The sequence below is a fragment of the Clostridium tyrobutyricum DSM 2637 = ATCC 25755 = JCM 11008 genome (genome assembly GCF_000359585.1).
In the GTDB taxonomy this organism is placed as follows: Bacteria; Bacillota; Clostridia; order Clostridiales; family Clostridiaceae; genus Clostridium_B; species Clostridium_B tyrobutyricum.
In genome coordinates this window covers 1-14,879 of record NZ_APMH01000048.1, presented here as the reverse complement: position 1 = coordinate 14,879, position 14,879 = coordinate 1, and the positions used below count along the sequence as shown (strand labels likewise).

Below are 14,879 nucleotides of genomic sequence, written 5' to 3'. Positions count from 1 at the left end.
TTACTTCTATTGTTGAATAATTTGTTTGTAATAGAAGAACTAAATTTAAAATTTAGTTCTTCTCAAAATTAAAATTTGAGTAATTCAATACACATTGACATAAAAACTAACCTGTGATAAAGTATATTAGTAATGCTTAAGTTTAAAAGAGTTAATTACATAATTTATGTTTAAGATATCAAGAATAATATAATAGGAAGCTTGTTAGTAAAATTTTGTAATAGTGAATTAAATGTTCACTTGCATTAGCTATATCAGGAGGTGTGATAATAGTGAGAGTAAAGGTAACGCTAGCATGTACAGAATGTAAGCAGAGAAATTATACCACAGTAAAGAATAAAAAAAATAATGCAGATAGATTGGAAATGAAGAAATATTGTCCATTTTGTCATAAACATACACTTCATAAGGAAACAAAATAATATAAAAATAGGTAATAATATAGTTCAAGGATGTGAATATCATGGCTTCAAGCAATGATACTAGAAGATCAAGCAGAAATTTAAAGTCAGATGCTGGATTTTTTAACTTTTTTAAAGATTTAGCTGGCGAATTTAAGATAATAACCTGGGCATCTAAAAATGATGTAAAGAAAGGTTCTATATCAGTTATTGGATTTTGTATTGTGTATGTTGTTATTGTTGGATTATTGGACTTTGGTTTTAATTTCATAGTTCAAAATATGTTGAAATAATAAAAAGAGGGAGGCAAGGGTCGAAAATTAATTTCGTCCTTCAGATTATGGCAGATAAAGCTAGATGGTATGTAGTTCATACATATTCTGGTTATGAGAATAAGGTTAAAGCTAACCTTGAAAAAACCATAGAAAATAGAAACCTCTATGAATGGATAGATGATGTTCAAGTTCCTATGGAAGAACAGGTTGAAATTAAAGATGGTAAAAAAAAGGTGACCCTTAAAAAAGTTTTCCCAGGATATGTTTTAATACACATGATGATGAGTGATGATTCTTGGTATGTGGTTAGAAATACTAGAGGAGTTACAGGTTTCGTTGGGCCTGGATCTAAGCCCGTTCCACTTACAGATGAAGAAGTTAAAACTATGGGTATAAGTGAAAAACCTGTAAACATAGATATATCAGTAGGAGAAAATGTAAAAGTTAAATCTGGACCTCTTGAAAATTTTTCAGCTGTTATTCAAGAAATTAATACTGAAAGAAAGAAAATTAAAGCATTAGTTAACATGTTTGGCAGGGAAACTCCTGTTGAACTTGATTTTAATCAAATAGAAAAATTAGATTAATTAAGATTTACAAAGTCATAATTAAGTGGAAAGACAAAAGTATAATACCACATATAGGAGGTGTATTTATGGCTAAGAAAGTAGTTGGAATGATTAAACTTCAACTTCCTGCAGGAAAAGCAAGTCCAGCACCACCAGTTGGACCAGCACTTGGACAGCACGGTGTAAATATCATGGGATTCTGTAAAGAATTTAATGCAAAGACTAATAAACAAGCAGGACTAGTAATTCCAGTAGTAATTACTGTGTATCAGGATAGATCTTTTAGTTTCATACTAAAGACTCCACCAGCAGCAGTATTACTTAAAAAAGCAGCAGGAATTAAAAGTGGATCTGGTGTACCAAACAAGACTAAAGTTGCTAAGGTTACTAAAGCTCAAGTAAAAGAAATAGCAGAAACAAAAATGCCAGACTTAAATGCTGCATCTGTTGAAACTGCTATGAGAATGATAGCAGGAACTGCAAGAAGTATGGGAATAACTGTAGAAGATTAATGAACCAAAAAAGTGGGAGGCATAGCCGTAATTACCACAGAGGAGGACATTTAAATGGGAAAAAATTATGTTGAGAGTTTAAAACTTATTGACAAGGATACAATGTATTCACCTAAAGAGGCAATAGATATTGTCTTAAAAACAGCAAAAGCTAAATTTGATGAAACCATAGAACTTTCAATAAAACTTGGAGTTGATCCAAGACATGCAGATCAGCAGGTTAGAGGAGCAGTGGTTCTTCCAAACGGAACTGGCAAAAAAGTAAGAGTTTTGGTATTTGCTAAAGGTGCTAAAGTTGACGAGGCAAAAAATGCAGGGGCAGATTTTGCGGGATCAGAAGAATATGTTGAAAAGATTCAAAAAGAAAATTGGTTTGATTTTGACGTAGTAGTTGCCACTCCAGATATGATGGGTGTTGTTGGTAGACTAGGTAGAATTTTAGGACCTAAGGGATTAATGCCAAATCCAAAGTCTGGTACAGTAACTTTTGATGTCGAAAAGGCTATAAAAGAAATAAAAGCAGGTAAAGTTGAGTATAGAGTTGATAAAACTTCTATAATTCATGTACCAATAGGAAAAAAATCTTTTGAATCAGAAAAATTATTGAGTAATTTTCATGCTCTTTTAGATGCTATTGTAAAGGCAAAACCATCAGCATCAAAAGGTCAGTATTTAAAATCTGTAGTAATATCAAGTACTATGGGACCTGGAATTAAAATAAATTCAGCTAAAGTTTTAGATTAATATCGATTAAATTAAAACATACAAATAAGTAAAATATTCCATAGACAGTAGGTGCAAAAGCATAACAGTTAATCTAACCTACCGAGGATTCCAATATAAGAAAGTAATTGGTCTCTCTTTGTCTATGAGGAGACCTTTAATTTTTATATAAATCAGTTTAATATCGTGTAATATTTTACTGAAAAATATATTAAAGGATATATAAATGCAGTTTAGCTGTAAGGAGGTGTATACACCATGTCAAAAAGCATAGATGAGAAAAAGGCAAAAGTTGAAGAAATTAAAGAGAAAATGCAAAAATCTCAAGGAATTATTTTTTCTAAATATCAAGGATTGACAGTTGAGGAAGATACTGAACTTAGAAAAAATTTGAGAGAAGCAGGTGTGGAATACAAGGTTTATAAGAATACATTATCTAGATTAGCAGCAAAGGAACTAGGATTTGATGATGCAGAAAAAATTCTTAAAGGACCTATTTCAATTGCATTCGGATACGATGACCCAACTGCACCAGCAAGAATACTTAACAACTATGCAAAGGATCATAAGGTACTAGAGTTACAGGGAGGAATTGTAGACGGAGAATTGTTTGATGTTGATAGAATTAAACAACTTGCTACAATACCACCAAAAGAGGTTCTTATTGGAAAATTGCTTGGCAGTCTTCAAGCTCCAGTATCAAACTTTGTTTATGTATTAGATGCAATATCAAGGAAAAAAGAAGAATCACAGGAAGCTTAATTTTTGAGAAAAGAAAATTCGGAGGTGTATATTAATGAATAAAGAAGAAATCATTCAAGCTGTAAAAGATATGAGTGTTTTGGAATTAAATGAATTAGTAAAAGCATGTGAAGAAGAATTTGGTGTAAGTGCTGCTCCAGTAGCAGTAGCAGGCGCAGGTGCACAGGGAGCTGGAGCAGCTGCAGAAGAAAAGACTGAATTCGATGTAATCTTAAAAGATGCAGGCTCACAGAAAATAAAAGTTATAAAGGCAGTTAGAGAAGCAACTGGTTTAGGATTAAAAGATGCCAAGGCATTAGTTGATGGAGCTCCTAAGACATTAAAAGAAGCTGTTTCAAAAGACGATGCAGAAGCTCTTAAAGCTAAATTTGAAGAAGTTGGAGCTACTTTAGAATTAAAGTAGTAATTAAATAATTATAAAAAATAATTATAATTTATATGGGAGAGGCACTTTAAATAATAAAGTGCCTCTTTTAATTTAAAAGTTATAGCATTAACTATATATTTATAGCTTAAAAATATTGACAAATCAATAATAGTATGATAGCATAATAAATTGCATTGATTAGTTTAGTAATTAATATAAAAAGTTATATTTAGCAAAAATTTTGAATGAATAATACAAAATAGGTTATACTAATTTGATGGTAATGTAATGAATCCATTAACGTTATATATGTTTTTGGTTATTTTTAGTTTATACAAGGGGTGAAAATCAATGGTACATCCTGTCCAGGTTGGTAAAAGAACTAGAATGAGCTTTTCTAGACTTAAGGAAATAGGTAATATGCCTAACTTAATTGAGGTACAATTAGATTCCTATAAGTGGTTTTTAAAAGAGGGTCTGCAAGAAGTATTTGATGACATCAATCCTATCCAAGATTATACTGCAAATCTTAACCTAGAATTTGTAGGTTATAAATTAGATATGGATAGTATTAAATACTCTGTTGAAGAATGTAAAGAAAGAGATGCTACCTATGCAGCACCACTGAAAGTTAAAGTTAGACTATTAAATAAAGAAACTGGAGAAGTTAAAGAACAAGAAGTTTTCATGGGAGATTTTCCTCTTATGACAGAGCAGGGAACTTTTATAATTAATGGAGCGGAAAGAGTTATAGTAAGTCAGCTTGTAAGATCACCAGGAGTATATTATGACATGTCACTTGATAAAACAGGTAAAAAGTTGTTTTCTTCTACTGTTATTCCTAATAGGGGGGCATGGTTAGAGTATGAAACAGATTCCAATGACATAATATATGTAAGAATAGATAAGACTAGAAAACTTCCTATAACTATTTTAGCTAGAGCAATGGGTTATGGTACAGATGCTGAAGTTACGGAGTTTTTTGGAGAAGATGAAAGACTTAAGGCTACTATTGAAAAAGATAATACTAAAACTAAAGAAGAAGCTTTACTTGAAATATATAAGAGGTTGAGACCAGGAGAACCACCTACTGTAGACAGTGCACAGTCGCTTATTGATTCACTGTTTTTCGATGCAAAGAGATATGACCTTTCAAGAGTTGGAAGATATAAATTTAATAAAAAGCTAGCGATATATCTTAGAATTGTCAATCAAATAGCAGCAAGTGATGTAGTAAACCCAGTAACAGGAGAAATATTAGTTCAAAAAGGTGAACGAATAGATAGGGAAAGGGCAGTAGAAATACAGCAAAGTGGAATAAATATAGTAGACATTCAACTAGAAGATACAGTTTTAAGGGTTATAGGCAACAATTTTGTTAATATACATAATTTTGTTGACTTTAATATAGATGATTTGCACATAAAAGAGAATGTTTATTATCCTGTTTTAAAAGAAATATTGGATAATTACAGTGATGAAGAGAGTATTAAAGATCAAATAAGAAAGCATATGCATGAACTGATTCCAAAACATATATTGAAAGATGACATATACGCTACTATAAGTTATGAACTTGGTTTATCATACAATGTAGGCCATACAGATGATATAGACCATCTTGGAAATAGAAGACTTAGATCTGTAGGAGAATTATTGCAGAATCAATTCAGGATAGGTTTGTCTAGAATGGAGAGAGTAGTTAAGGAGAGAATGACTATACAAGATCAAGAAGTTATAACTCCTCAAGCTCTTATAAATATAAGACCAGTGGCAGCATCAATAAAAGAATTTTTCGGAAGTTCACAACTTTCACAATTTATGGATCAAACTAACCCACTTTCGGAACTTACACATAAAAGAAGATTATCTGCTCTTGGAACTGGAGGACTTTCAAGGGAGAGAGCTGGATTTGAAGTTAGGGATGTTCATAATTCCCATTATGGTAGAATGTGTCCTATAGAGACACCAGAAGGACCAAACATAGGACTTATTAATTCACTTGCAAGTTATGCAAAAGTTAATGAATACGGATTTATTGAGGCACCCTATAGAAAAGTAGATAAATCTAAGGGAAAAGTTACTGATGAAATTGTGTATATGACTGCAGATGAAGAAGATGAATATCTCATAGGTCAAGCTAATGAACCACTGGATGAAGAAGGTAGGTTCATAGACAGTAAAGTTACTGTTAGAGATAAAGGTGAAGTTATTGTTGTACCTTCTGAAGATGTTGATTTTATAGATATTTCGGCAAGGCAGATAGTATCAGTTGCAACTGCAATGATACCTTTTCTTGAAAATGATGATGCCAGTCGTGCACTCATGGGATCAAATATGCAAAGACAGGCAGTTCCACTTTTGAAACCACAAGCTCCTATTGTAGGCACAGGAATAGAATATAAAGCTGCCGTAGATTCAGGGGTTTTACCAAAGGCTAGAAATGCAGGTACTGTTGTATATGTAAGTGCTAATGAAATTAGAATTAAGAGAGATTCAGATGGTGGGATAGATACTTATATGTTAACTAAATTTAAGAGATCCAACCAAGGTACTTGCATAAACCAAAGACCTATAGTAGAAAAGGGCGAAAAAGTTTTAAAAAGATCTGTTATTGCAGATGGGCCTTCTACGGATTTAGGGGAAATAGCATTAGGTAAAAATATAAGAATGGGCTTTACTACTTGGGAAGGATATAATTATGAAGATGCTATGCTTATATCCGAAGAACTTGTAAAAGAAGATGTGTTTACATCAATTCATATTGAGGAATATGAATCAGAAGCTAGAGATACAAAACTTGGACCTGAAGAGATTACTAGAGATATACCAAATGTAGGAGAAGATGCACTTAAAGACATAGATGAACGAGGAATAATAAGAATAGGTGCAGAAGTAAGAGCGGGTGATATACTAGTTGGAAAAGTCACTCCAAAGGGTGAAACTGAACTTACAGCAGAGGAAAGGCTTTTAAGAGCCATATTTGGAGAGAAAGCCAGGGAAGTAAGAGATACTTCACTTAGAGTACCTCATGGTGAATATGGAATAATCGTTGATGTAAGGGTATTTACTAGGGAAAATGGAGATGAACTTCCACCAGGTGTAAATAAGTTAGTAAGATGTTATATAGCTCAGAAGAGAAAGATATCTGTAGGGGATAAAATGTCAGGAAGGCATGGTAACAAGGGTGTTATTTCAAGAGTACTTCCTGAAGAGGATATGCCATTTTTACCCGATGGCAGACCACTGCAAATATGTTTAAATCCACTTGGAGTACCTTCTCGTATGAATATAGGTCAGGTACTTGAGGTCCATTTAGGATGGGCTGCTAGCAAATTAGGATGGCATGTAGCAACACCAGTATTTGATGGAGCTAGAGAGGAAGATATTTTAGAGTGTCTTGAAAAAGCAGGCTATAAAAGTCATGGAAAAACTGTACTGTATGATGGAAGAACAGGAGAACCATTTGATAATCTTGTAACTGTAGGTTATATGTATATATTAAAACTAGCACATTTGGTTGATGATAAAATACATGCTAGATCAACAGGCCCATATTCACTTGTAACTCAGCAACCTCTTGGAGGTAAAGCACAATTTGGTGGTCAAAGATTTGGAGAGATGGAAGTATGGGCATTATATGCTTATGGAGCAGCACATACTCTACAAGAAGTAATGACCGTTAAATCAGATGATGTTGTAGGAAGAGTAAAAACTTATGAAGCTATTGTAAAGGGTGAAAATATACCTGAACCTGGTATGCCTGAATCTTTTAAAGTTCTTATAAAAGAACTTCAAGCACTTTGCTTAGATGTAAAAGTATTGAATGACAAAAATGAAGAAATAAAACTTAGAGAATCAATGGATGATGATGTGGAAGATTTAGGCGTTAATATAGAGGGAAATGAAGACGCGTCTGCACAAATTCAAAATAATAAAAAAGAATATTTAACTAAACATTCGGACAGCAATAAGGACAATAACGAGAATAATGGCAAAGAAAATGAAGATTCTGATGGCAATTTAACTTTGGATGATTTACAGGCTGATTTAGACATAGATGATTTCAGCGATGAACATTAGGAAGGAAGGATGTACCTTTGTTTGAGTTAAATAATTTTGATGCATTGCAAATAGGCTTGGCTTCTCCAGAAAAGATAAGGGAATGGTCAAGAGGTGAAGTAAAAAAACCTGAAACAATAAATTATAGAACATTAAAACCTGAAAGAGACGGTTTATTTTGTGAAAGAATATTTGGACCAACAAAAGATTGGGAATGTCATTGTGGAAAGTATAAAAGAATAAGATATAAGGGCATAGTTTGTGATAGATGTGGTGTTGAAGTAACCAAAGCAAAGGTAAGACGTGAAAGAATGGGCCATATTGAACTTGCAGCGGCAGTATCGCATATATGGTATTTTAAAGGTATACCATCTAGAATGGGGCTTATATTGGATATGTCTCCAAGGGCTCTTGAAAAGGTACTTTACTTTGCATCATATGTTGTTTTGAATCCAAAAGAGACACCTTTACTAAAGAAACAGCTTTTAAATGAAAAGGAATATAGAGAAGCTGTAGATAAGTATGGAGAAGAAGCTTTTTCAGCAGGAATGGGAGCTGAATCAGTAAAAAAATTATTAGAAGAAATAGACTTGGAACAACTATCAAAAGAATTAAAAGAAGATCTTAAAACTAGTTCAGGACAAAAAAAGGTAAGAATAGTAAGAAGATTAGAAGTAGTTGAATCCTTTAAGAAATCAGGAAATAAGCCTGATTGGATGATAATAGATGTAATACCTGTAATACCACCTGACTTAAGACCTATGGTTCAACTAGATGGAGGAAGATTTGCTACTTCAGATTTAAATGATTTATATAGAAGAGTTATAAATAGAAATAATAGACTTAAGAAACTTCTTGACCTAGGAGCACCTGACATAATAGTTAGAAATGAAAAAAGGATGCTTCAGGAAGCTGTTGATGCCCTTATAGATAATGGAAGACGAGGAAGACCGGTAACTGGACCTGGAAATAGGCCGTTAAAATCATTATCTGATATGTTAAAGGGAAAACAGGGTAGATTTAGACAGAACTTATTAGGAAAACGTGTTGATTATTCAGGACGTTCAGTAATAATTGTTGGGCCAGAACTAAAGATGTACCAGTGCGGACTTCCTAAAGAAATGGCTTTGGAACTTTTCAAACCATTTGTAATGAAAAAATTAGTGGAAAGTGGCTTGGCACATAATATTAAAAGTGCTAAAAGAATGGTGGAAAGAATTCAAACTCAAGTATGGGATGTTTTAGAAGAGGTAATAGCAGATCATCCAGTGTTATTAAATCGTGCACCTACGCTTCATAGATTAGGTATACAGGCATTTCAACCTGTACTTGTTGGAGGTAAGGCTATAAAATTACACCCATTAGCATGTACAGCATATAATGCAGATTTTGATGGAGACCAAATGGCAGTTCATGTTCCTCTTTCAGTTGAAGCTCAATCTGAAGCTAGATTTTTAATGCTTGCGGCTCACAACATATTAAAGCCATCAGATGGTAAACCAGTAGTTGTTCCTACACAGGATATGGTACTTGGATCTTATTATCTAACTATAGAAGAAGACGGAGTCAAAGGAGAAGGAAGAATGTTTTCTGATCCTGATGAAGTTATAATGGCGTATCAACTTAAACAGATAGGGATACATGCTAAGATAAAGGTTAGAATGACTAAAATTAAGGATGGCAAGAATATTAGTGGTATAATTGAAACAACTCCAGGAAAGCTTATATTCAATGAATCTGTACCTCAGGATTTAGGCTTTATAGATAGAAGCATACCAGGTAATGAATTTAAATTGGAAATTGAATTTTTAGTTGCTAAGAAAAATTTAGGAAAAATAATAAATAAGTGTTATATTAAGCATGGAGCTACTAAAACTTCAATAATGCTTGATAAAATAAAAGCAAGAGGATATCATTATTCAACCTTAAGTGGAATAACAGTTTCTACATCCGACATGGTTGTACCGGAAGCTAAAAAGACACTCCTTGCTGAATCAGATGCAGCTGTAGACAAAATTGAAAAAATGTATAGAAGAGGATTTATATCAGAGGATGAAAGATATCAAAGAGTTATAGAAAAGTGGACTCAAACTACTGAAAATATAGCAGATGAACTTATGAACAATTTGGATAAATTCAATCCAATATTTATGATGGCTGATTCTGGAGCCAGGGGTTCTAAAAGTCAGATTAAACAACTTGCTGGTATGAGAGGATTAATGGCAAATCCATCTGGAAAAATTATAGAACTTCCAATAAGAGCATCTTTTAGAGAAGGATTGGATGTACTTGAGTACTTTATATCAACTCATGGAGCAAGAAAGGGTAATGCTGATACGGCACTTAAAACTGCAGACTCTGGATATCTTACAAGAAGACTTGTAGATGTAAGCCAAGAGGTTATAGTAAGAGAAGAAGATTGCGGAACAGATGAAGGTTATGAAGTTTCTGAAATAAAAGAGGGAAATGAAGTTATAGAAAGTTTATCTGAAAGATTAACAGGAAGATATTCATCTGAAGATATTAAAGATCCTAATACAGGGGTAATTATATTAGCTAAAGATAGTTATATGGATGAAAAGATGGCAAAGCATATAGAAGATTTAGGTGTTAAAAAAGTAAAAATAAGATCAGTTTTTACTTGTAAATCAAAACATGGAGTATGTGCTAAATGCTATGGAATGAATATGGCAACTGCCAAGAAAATAGATATTGGAGAAGCTGTTGGTATAATAGCTGCTCAAAGTATAGGTGAGCCTGGTACTCAACTTACCATGAGAACTTTCCATACAGGTGGGGTTGCTGGATCAGATATAACTCAAGGACTTCCAAGAGTTGAGGAGTTATTTGAGGCAAGAAAGCCTAAAGGTCTTGCTATAATAAGTGAAATATCTGGTATTGTTAAAATGGAAAAAACCAAAAAGAAGAGAAGCATATCTGTAATTTCAGATAGCGGAGAAGAAGTTAGTTATGATATACCATTTGGTTCAAGAATTAAAGTATCAGATGGTGATTCAATAAGTGCTGGTGATGAGATAACAGAGGGTTCTGTAAATCCTCATGATATATTGAGAATAAAGGGTGTTCAAGGAGTTAAAAATTATCTCCTTTCTGAGGTTCAAAAAGTTTATAGATTACAAGGTGTTGATATAAATGATAAGCACTTGGAAGTTGTTATAAGACAGATGACTAGGAAGATTAAGATAGAGGACTCTGGAGATACTGAATTATTGCCAGGAACTATGATAGATATATTTGATTTTGAAGAACAAAATCGAATAGCCGTAGACAATGGAGGAAAGCCAGCTCAAGGGAGAGTAGCTCTTTTGGGTATAACAAAGGCAGCACTTGCCACTGACTCATTTTTATCTGCTGCTTCCTTCCAAGAGACAACAAGAGTATTAACAGATGCTGCCATAAAAGGAAAAGTTGATCCATTACTTGGTTTGAAGGAAAATGTAATTGTTGGTAAACTTATACCAGCAGGAACAGGTATGATGCGTTATAGATCTATAAAAATAAAGCCTAAGAATGAGTCTGTTGACAAGCAGGAAACTAAAGTAGAAGAGACTATACAATAAACATAATTTATTGACATGATAATGCTAAAATGATACAATACAACTATGTGTTTTTAAAGAGGCAAAGTTTAAGATCTTTGTCTCTACAACACTGTAAGGGAGGATATAGGTTTATGATTTACAGACTTAGAGGAAAGAAAGTTATTGGCATAAAACAAACCATTAAAGCAATTAAAAATGACAGTGCAAAAATTGTATATATTGCTAAAGATGCTGATTCTTCTTTGGTACATTCTGTAGAAGTATTGATTAAAGATAATTCCTTAGAAGTTGTATATATAGACACTATGAAAGAATTAGGTAAGTTGTGTGGAATAGATGTAGGAGCAGCTACAGCAGCTTTACTTAAATAAGTTTTAAATTAGCTTTTAAGATATTTAACATAAAAATTAACTAAATTATAGCTAATAATTAGCTATAGAAAAAGGAGGAGGTGTAATAAAAATGCCAACGATTAGTCAGCTAGTAAGAAAAGGAAGAAAAACATCAAGTGTAAAATCACAATCACCAGCATTAAAAGAAAGCCCACAGAAAAGAGGAGTTTGTACAGTAGTTAAAACAACTACACCTAAAAAACCAAACTCTGCACTTAGAAAGATTGCTAGGGTTAGATTGGTAAATGGATATGAAGTAACTTCTTACATACCAGGTATAGGACATAATCTTCAAGAACATAGTGTTGTTCTTATAAGAGGTGGAAGAGTAAAAGATCTTCCAGGTGTAAGATATCATATAGTAAGAGGAGCTTTAGATTCAGCTGGAGTTGCTGATAGATTACAATCAAGATCAAAATATGGTGCCAAGAAACCAAAACAGAAATAGTTTTGGAAATTAAAGTGAATTTAGTGCGATGTATTCAGCATTTATATAGATTATAAAAGTTAGGTAAATTATTTTACAAGAGTACAAAGCGCTTTGCGGTTATTCTTATATAGCCGAGTACCTATGAACTTAAATTTAAATTGTTAAGGAGGGAAGAAAAGTGGCAAGAAAAGGACATATATCAAAAAGAGATGTACTTCCAGATCCAGTATACAATAGTAAGGTTGTTACAAAGTTAATAAACAACATAATGGAAGATGGCAAAAAGGGTGTAGCTCAGAAAATATGTTATGATGCTTTCAAAATAATTCAGGAAAAGACAAACAAGGATTCAATGGAAGTTTTTGAAGAGGCAATGAATAACATAATGCCATTGTTGGAAGTAAAAGCTAGACGAATTGGTGGAGCAACTTATCAGGTGCCAATAGAAGTTAGACCCGAAAGACGACAAACTTTAGGAATTAGATGGTTGCTTATAGCATCAAGAAAAAGAAATGAAAAATATATGAGGGAAAGACTTGCTTCAGAATTGATGGATGCAGCTAATAATACAGGTGCAGCTGTTAAGAAGAGAGAAGAAACTCATAAAATGGCTGAGGCTAACAAAGCTTTCGCACATTATAGATATTAGTATTCAAAACTGTTTTGGTAGCTTTGCTAAAACAGTTTTGTCAAATTGAATTTTAGATTTGTAAGGAGGGAATGTATTTTGGGAAGACAATATCCGTTAGAGAAATTTCGTAATATAGGAATAATGGCACATATAGATGCTGGTAAAACAACTACTACAGAACGTATACTTTTCTACACAGGTAAAACACATAAAATCGGAGAAGTACACGAAGGTGAAGCTACAATGGATTGGATGGCACAAGAGCAGGAAAGAGGAATAACAATAACTTCAGCTGCAACTTTTTGCCAATGGAAAGGTTATGCAATAAATATAATAGATACGCCAGGACACGTGGATTTTACTGTAGAGGTTGAGAGATCATTAAGAGTTTTAGATGGTACAGTTACTGTATTAGATGCTAAAAGTGGTGTTGAACCACAAACAGAAACCGTGTGGAGGCAAGCAGATAACTATGAAGTACCAAGAATGGTTTATGTAAATAAAATGGATTCCGTTGGAGCAGATTTTTATATGTGCATAAATACTTTGCGGGAAAGACTTCATTGTAATGCAGTGCCTATTCAGCTTCCAATAGGTTCAGAAAGTGAATTTAAAGGCATAATAGATCTTATTAAAAATGAAGCCATAATATATGAAGATGATTTGGGAACTGTTATGGACGAAGTTGAAATACCTGCTGAATTAAAAGATAAAGCTAGTGAATATAGGACAGCTTTGATAGAAGCAATAGCAGAATTAGATGAAGACATTATGGAAAAATATCTAGATGGTGGAGAACTAACTCAAGAAGAAATAGTTGCTACTCTTAGAAAAGGTGTTATTGCAAATGAAATAGTACCAGTTCTATGCGGCTCATCTTACAAAAATAAGGGCGTACAACCAATGATAGATGCAGTAGTTGACTTTATGCCATCACCTCTTGATATACCACCAGTAAAGGGAACTAACCCTGAAACAGGTGAAGAAATTTCAAGAAAGGCTGATGATAAAGAACCTTTGTCTGCATTGGCATTTAAAATTGCAACAGATCCATTTGTAGGAAAACTTGCATTTACAAGAGTTTATTCAGGAATAATGAAGAGTGGTACTTATGTATATAACTCTACAAAGGGTAAAAAAGAAAGAATAGCAAGACTTGTAAAAATGCATTCAAACCACAGACAGGAAGTTGAAGAACTTTGCTCAGGAGATTTAGGTGCTATTGTAGGATTGAAAGAAACTGGCACTGGTAATACACTTTGCGATGAAGATCATCAAATAGTACTTGAAAGTATGGAATTCCCTGATCCAGTTATAGATGTAGCTATAGAACCTAAGACAAAAGCTGCTCAAGAGAAAATGGGCATAGCTCTTGCAAAATTGGCGGAAGAAGATCCTACTTTTAAGACTTATACTAATCATGAGACGGGCCAGACTATTATATCAGGTATGGGTGAACTTCATTTAGAGATAATTGTAGATAGACTTCAAAGAGAATTTAAGGTAGAATGCAACGTTGGTAAACCACAAGTTGCATATAAGGAAACTATCAGAAAGTCTGTTAAAGCAGAAGGTAAGTTCATTAGACAATCTGGTGGACATGGACAATATGGCCACTGTTTAATAGAAATGTCACCTTCAGAAGAGGGATATGTATTTGAAAATGCCATAGTAGGTGGATCAATTCCTAAAGAATATATTGGACCAATAGATGCTGGAATACAGGAAGCTTCAGAAAGTGGAGTAGTTGCAGGATATCCTGTTATAAACTTTAAAGTTAAGGTATATGATGGATCATACCATGATGTAGATTCATCTGAAATGGCATTTAAAGTTGCAGGATCCATGGCGTTCAAGAATGCCATGACTAAAGCAGATCCAGTTTTACTTGAGCCAACTATGAAAGTCGAAGTTACAGTACCAGAAGAATATATGGGAGATGTAATTGGAGATATAAATTCAAGAAGAGGAAGAATTGAAGGAATGAATCAAAGATCTGGAGCTCAGATTATAAGAGCATTTGTTCCGCTTTCTGAGATGTTTGGATATGCCACTGTGCTTAGATCAAGAACACAGGGTAGAGGAGTTTATACTATGACATTTGATCATTATGAGGATGTTCCAAAAAGTATTCAAGAAAAAATTACAGGCGAAAGAAACGCTTAATTATATAATGTGAATTTAAGGAGGAA

13 protein-coding genes and 1 other annotated feature are annotated in these 14,879 nt (G+C 33.4%); all 13 genes read left to right on the top strand.

Translation table 11 applies throughout. The annotated features are described in order from the left end of the window. The first annotated feature begins 272 nt into the window (after positions 1 to 272). Positions 273 to 422 (top strand): 50S ribosomal protein L33, encoded by a 150-nt coding sequence (gene rpmG, locus J418_RS0114855; protein WP_017752376.1) that lies wholly within the window; start codon positions 273 to 275, stop codon positions 420 to 422. Positions 423 to 463: 41 nt separating this feature from the next. After that, positions 464 to 694, top strand: coding sequence for a preprotein translocase subunit SecE (secE, locus tag J418_RS0114850; protein ID WP_017752377.1), 231 nt, complete (start codon positions 464 to 466; stop codon positions 692 to 694). Positions 695 to 741: 47 nt separating this feature from the next. After that, on the top strand, positions 742 to 1,263 hold the full coding sequence (gene nusG, locus J418_RS0114845; protein ID WP_017752378.1) for a transcription termination/antitermination protein NusG: 522 nt from the start codon (positions 742 to 744) through the stop codon (positions 1,261 to 1,263). A 68-nt stretch (positions 1,264 to 1,331) separates the two neighbouring features. Then, positions 1,332 to 1,757 carry a 50S ribosomal protein L11 gene (rplK, locus tag J418_RS0114840; RefSeq protein ID WP_017752379.1) on the top strand — a complete coding sequence of 142 codons (426 nt, stop codon included), beginning with the start codon at positions 1,332 to 1,334 and terminating at the stop codon, positions 1,755 to 1,757. A gap of 54 nt (positions 1,758 to 1,811) precedes the next feature. Further along, positions 1,812 to 2,501: a 50S ribosomal protein L1 gene (gene rplA / locus J418_RS0114835; RefSeq protein WP_017752380.1), complete on the top strand. Its 690-nt coding sequence runs from the start codon at positions 1,812 to 1,814 to the stop codon at positions 2,499 to 2,501. 20 nt (positions 2,502 to 2,521) lie between these two features. Then, positions 2,522 to 2,651, top strand: a sequence feature (ribosomal protein L10 leader region). Positions 2,652 to 2,738: 87 nt separating this feature from the next. Next, entirely contained in the window at positions 2,739 to 3,242 is a 504-nt protein-coding gene (rplJ, locus tag J418_RS0114830) for a 50S ribosomal protein L10 (RefSeq protein WP_017752381.1), read from the top strand. 34 nt (positions 3,243 to 3,276) lie between these two features. Next, positions 3,277 to 3,645: a 50S ribosomal protein L7/L12 gene (gene rplL, locus J418_RS0114825; RefSeq protein WP_017752382.1), complete on the top strand. Its 369-nt coding sequence runs from the start codon at positions 3,277 to 3,279 to the stop codon at positions 3,643 to 3,645. Between the two features lie 315 nt (positions 3,646 to 3,960). Beyond that, positions 3,961 to 7,692 (top strand): DNA-directed RNA polymerase subunit beta, encoded by a 3,732-nt coding sequence (gene rpoB / locus J418_RS0114820; protein ID WP_017895999.1) that lies wholly within the window; start codon positions 3,961 to 3,963, stop codon positions 7,690 to 7,692. A gap of 17 nt (positions 7,693 to 7,709) precedes the next feature. Then, the gene (gene rpoC, locus J418_RS0114815) at positions 7,710 to 11,252 is read left to right on the top strand and encodes a DNA-directed RNA polymerase subunit beta' (protein ID WP_017895998.1); all 3,543 of its coding nucleotides are present in this window, start codon (positions 7,710 to 7,712) and stop codon (positions 11,250 to 11,252) included. A gap of 113 nt (positions 11,253 to 11,365) precedes the next feature. Then, a complete protein-coding gene (locus J418_RS0114810; protein ID WP_017752385.1) occupies positions 11,366 to 11,605 on the top strand; it encodes a ribosomal L7Ae/L30e/S12e/Gadd45 family protein in 240 nt (79 codons plus the stop codon). A gap of 91 nt (positions 11,606 to 11,696) precedes the next feature. Beyond that, positions 11,697 to 12,074 carry a 30S ribosomal protein S12 gene (gene rpsL / locus J418_RS0114805; protein WP_017752386.1) on the top strand — a complete coding sequence of 126 codons (378 nt, stop codon included), beginning with the start codon at positions 11,697 to 11,699 and terminating at the stop codon, positions 12,072 to 12,074. 160 nt (positions 12,075 to 12,234) lie between these two features. Next, positions 12,235 to 12,705 (top strand): 30S ribosomal protein S7, encoded by a 471-nt coding sequence (gene rpsG, locus J418_RS0114800; RefSeq protein ID WP_017752387.1) that lies wholly within the window; start codon positions 12,235 to 12,237, stop codon positions 12,703 to 12,705. Positions 12,706 to 12,783: 78 nt separating this feature from the next. Further along, positions 12,784 to 14,853 carry an elongation factor G gene (gene fusA, locus J418_RS0114795; RefSeq protein ID WP_017752388.1) on the top strand — a complete coding sequence of 690 codons (2,070 nt, stop codon included), beginning with the start codon at positions 12,784 to 12,786 and terminating at the stop codon, positions 14,851 to 14,853. Positions 14,854 to 14,879: the final 26 nt, after the last annotated feature.